This window comes from Streptomyces sp. UH6, assembly GCF_013421635.1.
Classification (GTDB): domain Bacteria; phylum Actinomycetota; class Actinomycetes; order Streptomycetales; family Streptomycetaceae; genus Streptomyces; species Streptomyces abyssomicinicus.
The window spans coordinates 1-1,022 of record NZ_JACADT010001444.1 but is presented as its reverse complement, the minus strand read 5'-3'; the positions used below and the strand labels follow the sequence as shown (position 1 = coordinate 1,022).

At 76.1% G+C, this 1,022-nt stretch carries 1 pseudogene; it reads right to left on the bottom strand.

The features are described from left to right. Positions 1-166: 166 nt before the first annotated feature. A pseudogene (locus tag HW445_RS32470) lies at positions 167-1,022 on the bottom strand (transcriptional regulator); the annotation flags it as partial.

The window sequence follows — 1,022 nt, the reverse complement described above, 5'->3', positions numbered from 1 at the left end:
CGGGGACCTCCGCCGACGGCGGCACACCACCGCCGGTCACCGTCCGCCAGGCGGCACGCACCGACAGCACGGGCTCGGTCCGCCACGGGGCCACGACCTCCAGCCCGGCGCGGCGCAGCAGCTCTTCGGTCTCGTTCCTGGTCGCCCCCACGGGCCCCATCCTGCGCTACTCGAGCGAGGCGCTCCAAGTGGTCGCGCCCAGCGGATGTTCGTACCGGGGGCGGCCCTCGTTGCCGCTCGCGCGGAAGGGGCGGCCGCCGTCGTCGAGGCGGACGGTCCCCGACCGGCCGCCGCTGGACCACTCGAGGTCGAGCACCCAGCTGACGTCGTGGGCCGAGGCGTGCGCGGTGACGTAGACGACCAGGGGCTCGGCGGCGGTGACCTTGTAGGGGAAGGCGCCCTGGCCCCCCTGCGGCCGGGCGGTCGGGCGCGGCTCGTCGAGACGGACGTCGAAGGACCGGGTGGAGACGTTGCCGCCGCAGCCGACGCCCATGGCGTAGTCGTTCCACGGCAGCGGGGCGGAGGACTTGAGGACCCGGACGTGGATCGCGTCGAGGACGACGGTCTCGTCGCCGGTCGCCTGGACGGTCAGCGCGATCATCTGGTCGCCCGACGCGACCGCGCCCATGGCGGACACCCACCCGGGGGCGTCCGGCTCGGTGGGCGGCGGGCCCAACTCGGCGGGCGGGCGGTTCACCAGGTAGTGCTGACTGCAGGGGCTCTCCCACACGTGGGGGCGGGTGACGACGGTCAGCGGCGTGCCGGTGGCCTTCGGCTTGGGGTTCTTTCCGCCCTCGGGGGTGGAGGAGGGGGTGGGGCTGCCCTTGCCGTCGTCGTCCCGGTCCTTCTTCCGGTCCCCGGCCGGTGAGGGGGAGGCGGTGGCGGCGGTGGTGGCGGCAGGGGTGGGGGACGCCTCGGCGCCGGCGGCGGAGGTGCGGTCCCGGGCGCCGTCGTCCGGTCCGTAGCGGGTGACCAGGGTGCCGGTGAGCACCACCGCGGCCACGGCGGCGACGGCGGAGGCG